The following is a 4,015-nucleotide window of genomic DNA, read 5'->3' as shown; positions in this document are numbered from 1 at the left end:
GGGGGAGGTGGACGGGGCGGAGGCCCACACCTACTGCGGCGCCGCGCAGGTCGTCGCCGAGCTCGAGGGCGAAGAGGTGCGGTGGGACGACGCCGAGTGCGAGATCGACCGGGACACGGTCCGCGTGGGAGCCGGGACCGTGGTGCGCGGGGAGACCGACGGTCCGGTCCCGGACGGTTTCGTCATGCAGGTGGGCGCACCCGGGGAGCTCGCGGTCCGGACCGACGGCCCGAGCGAGGTCGTGGCCATCCAGCTCGCGTACGAGGAGGTCCTCTACTCCTCGGTCTCGGCCGCCCCCAGGGAGACGCCCCTGAGCGTGACGCTGTCGGACCGGCGACGCAGCGGCGAGTTCACGGCTCCCATGGCGGTCACGGGGCAGAGCACGCCGCGTACGGTGCGCGTCACCGGCACCTTCTCGTGCCCGGACCGGTGACGGGAGCCGCTACTCTGTTCGCCCTATGCCTCTCGAGGTCGTCGACCTGCGCTCGGACGCGGCCGCGTCCGAGGTCCTGACCCGCCATCACGGCGGGTGGGACCGTCCCGACCTGGCCAAGGCGGCCGCCACGGTGCGGCGGATCCTGGGAGACGTAAGGGAGGACGGCGACGAGGCGGTCCTCTCCTACACGGCCTCCTTCGACGGCGTGGAGCTCGACCCGGACGGTCTGCGGGTCTCCGTGGCGGAGCGGGACGAAGCCGCCTCGCGCATCGACGAGCGGACGATGAAGGCGCTTCACGCGGCGGCGGACGCCCTCCGCGAGTACCACGAGGCCCAGAGACCGCAGGACTGGTCCCTGGACCGCGACGGCGCCTCCGTGGGACAGGTCTTCCGGCCGATCAGGCGGGTGGGGCTGTACGCGCCCGGCGGACGGGGAGCCTACCCGTCCACCGTCCTGCACACGGCCGTCCCGGCCACGGTCGCGGGCGTCCCGGAGATCGTCCTCTGCACGCCCCCCGACCCGTCCGGCTCCCCGGCCGACGTGATCCTCGCCGCGGCGCAGGTGGCCGGGATCACCGAGATCTACCGCATCGGCGGAGCCCAAGCGGTCGGGGCGCTCGCGTACGGGACGGCCACCGTTCGCGCGGTGGACAAGATCTGCGGTCCGGGCAACATCTACGTCACGCTCGCGAAGCGCGAGGTCTTCGGCACGGTGGGCATCGACGGGCTGTTCGGGCCGTCGGAGGCCGTCGTCGTCACGGACGCGCAGGCACGGGCCTCGTTCGCTGCGGCCGAGCTGCTGACCCAGGCCGAGCACGATCCGGAGGCCGCGGCCGTTCTCGTGACGACCTCCGAGGAGCTGCTGGCCGAGATCCTCCGCGAGCTCTGGGACCGTCTGCGACGGCTCCCGCGCGCCGCCGCCATCCGGGAGGCGCTCGCGAACCACGGGCTCGCGGTGCTCGTCCGCGACCTGGAGCAGGCCGCCGAGGTGGTGGACGAGCTGGCGCCCGAGCACCTCTGCATCCACACGTCCGAGCCGCAGGCGTTCCTCGACCGGGTTCACGCCGCGGGGACGGTCCTGGTGGGGGCGGACACGCCGGCCACCCTGTCCGACTACTGCGCCGGGCCCAGCCACGTGCTCCCGACCGCGAGGACGGCCCGCTTCTCGTCCGGCCTGTCGGTGCGCGACTTCCTCGTCGCCCTCAACACCGTCTCCTACTCCCGCCAGGCCCTGTTCCGCGACGCTTCGATCGCCGAGACCATCGCGGAGACGGAGGGGCTGCAGGCACACCGCGAGGACCTGCACGTCCGTCTCGAGGAGGGTCCGGGGTGAGCCGGCCCCGTCCGGACCCCCGGCCCGAGATCGCCGCCCTGCGCCCGTACCGCCCGTCAGCGCAGGTGCCGCCGGTCCGGCTCCACGCGAACGAGAGCCCGCTCCCGCCCCCGAAGGACGTTCTGGACGAGGTCCTCGACGCCATCGCCGGGATCGAGCTCAACCGCTACCCCGACCCGGAGGCGCTCGAGCTGCGCTACGAGCTCGCCGCCTACACGGGCCTGGAGCGCGACTGGATCTGGACCGGCACCGGCTCCAACGAGATCCTCCTCAACGCGTGCCTCGCCTACGGAGGGGCCGGACGGACCGCGCTGCTCTTCGCTCCCACGTACGCGATGCACCGGCTGCAGGCGACCGTGGCCGGGATGAGGATCGAGACGGTCCCGCGTCGGGACAACTTCCTCCTCGATCTGGAGGCGTCGCTCGAGGCGATCGACCGGCTCCGTCCGGAGATCGTGTTCGTCTGCACGCCGGACAACCCGACGGGAGCCATCACCTTCCCGGAGGACATCGCTGCCCTCGCCCACGCCGCACCCGGGCTCGTCGTGGTGGACGAGGCGTACTACGAGTTCGCCGGCGTCACGTTCACCGACCACCTGCAGGAGTTCGGGAACGTGATCGTCGTCCGGACCCTCTCGAAGGCGTTCGGACTCGCGGGAGCCCGGATCGGGTATGCCCTGGCGCAGCCGGACACGCTGGCGCCGCTGCTCGCGGTCCGGATGCCGTACGGCCTGTCCGCCCTGGCCCAGGTCACGGGGGTCACCGTCCTGCGCCACCGGGAGAGGCTGCTCGAGAACGTCCAGCTGCTCGTCACCGAGAGGGACCGGCTCATCGCCGAGCTCGAGTCGATGGACGGCATCACCGCTTACCCCAGCCTGGCCAACTTCGTGCTGTTCCGGGCTCCCGATGCCGACGCCGTCGTCTCCGGCCTCGCCGCGCGCGGGATCGCCGTCCGGGACATGACCCATATCGAGGGAGGCGACGGGTGCGTCCGCGTCACCGCCGGGATGCCCGAGCAGAACGACGCGTTCCTGGCTGGGCTGCGGGAGCTCGTCTAGAGGCGGTCGGCTTCCGCCGAGCGGGTGGCCGTACGATAGGGGCCCCGGGCTCAGGAGGATCATGACGTCGCGCAGCGCGCGCATCGAGCGTGAGACCAACGAGACGAAGATCGTCGTCGAGATCGACCTCGACGGCTCCGGTTCAACGTCCGTCTCCACGGGGGTGCCGTTCTTCGACCACATGCTGGACCAGCTCGGCCGCCACTCCGGGTTCGACCTGCGCGTCGAGGCCACCGGGGACCTCGAGATCGACAACCACCACACGATCGAGGACGTCGGGCTGGCGCTCGGTGACGCTCTGAAGCAGGCGCTGGGGGACAAGGCCGGCATCGTCCGGTACGGCTCGGTGACCGTGCCGATGGAGGATGCGCTCGTGATGTGCGCGCTCGACCTGTCCGGACGTCCCTACCTAGCCCGGGACATCCCCGTCCCGGCCGATGCCATCGGCGGGTACGAGCCCGTCCACACGAACGAGTTCATGCGGGCGTTGGTCAACCGGGGCGGCATCACCCTGCACTCGCGGCTGCTGGACGGACGCGATCCCCACCACATAGTCGAGGGCGAGTTCAAGGCGCTGGCCCGCGCGCTGGCCCAGGCGTGCGCCCGGACCGGGGGGGTCTCGGCTCCCTCGACGAAGGGTGTCCTGGAGTGATCGGCGTCGTCGACTACGGGCTCGGCAACCTGCCGAGCGTGACGAAGGCGCTCGAGCGTGCGGGGGCCGACGTCGCGCTGCTCGAGACCCCGGACGCGTTGCACGACGAGCTGCGGGCGGTCGTGCTGCCCGGCGTGGGCCATTTCGGGGCGGGTGCCCGCAACCTGCGGGAGACGGGGTTCGACGCCGCGCTGAAGGACTGGGTGGACGCCGACCGTCCCCTGCTCGCGATCTGCGTCGGGCTCCAGCTCCTCTTCGAACGCTCCGAGGAGGACCCCGACGAGCGGGGGTTGGCGGTCGTGCCGGGCACGGTCCGTCGGCTGCGCGCGCCGAAGGTGCCGCACATGGGGTGGAACGACCTCTCCGTCCGGGAGGGGGCCCGGGTGCTGTCGGCCGTCGAGCCGGGCGAGAAGGCGTACTTCGTACATTCGTTCCACGTCTGTCCCGAGCCCGACCACGTCGCGGCGACCACGACCTACGGTGAGACGTTCTGCTCCGCGATCGAGCGGGGCAGCCTGGTGGGGGTCCAGTTCCAC

5 protein-coding genes are annotated in these 4,015 nt (G+C 72.0%); all 5 read left to right on the top strand.

Translation table 11 applies throughout. The features are described 5' to 3' along the window. The coding region (locus tag VM840_04875) for a hypothetical protein (protein HVL80908.1) at positions 1 to 433 on the top strand (433 nt) is incomplete at its 5' end. Between the two features lie 25 nt (positions 434 to 458). Continuing rightward, entirely contained in the window at positions 459 to 1,769 is a 1,311-nt protein-coding gene (gene hisD, locus VM840_04870; GenBank protein HVL80907.1) for a histidinol dehydrogenase, read from the top strand. Next, on the top strand, positions 1,766 to 2,827 hold the full coding sequence (hisC, locus tag VM840_04865; protein HVL80906.1) for a histidinol-phosphate transaminase: 1,062 nt from the start codon (positions 1,766 to 1,768) through the stop codon (positions 2,825 to 2,827). Before hisD ends, hisC begins: the two co-directional genes overlap by 4 nt. A 61-nt stretch (positions 2,828 to 2,888) precedes the next feature. Next, complete coding sequence (gene hisB / locus VM840_04860; protein HVL80905.1) at positions 2,889 to 3,479, top strand: imidazoleglycerol-phosphate dehydratase HisB; 591 nt, start codon at positions 2,889 to 2,891, stop codon at positions 3,477 to 3,479. Beyond that, on the top strand, positions 3,476 to 4,015 hold a 540-nt coding region (hisH, locus tag VM840_04855), incomplete at its 3' end, for an imidazole glycerol phosphate synthase subunit HisH (protein HVL80904.1). The genes hisB and hisH, both read left to right, overlap by 4 nt.

It is taken from the genome of Actinomycetota bacterium (genome assembly GCA_035540895.1).
Classification (GTDB): domain Bacteria; phylum Actinomycetota; class JAICYB01; order JAICYB01; family JAICYB01; genus DATLFR01.
This window is presented reverse-complemented; position numbering and strand designations above follow the sequence as displayed.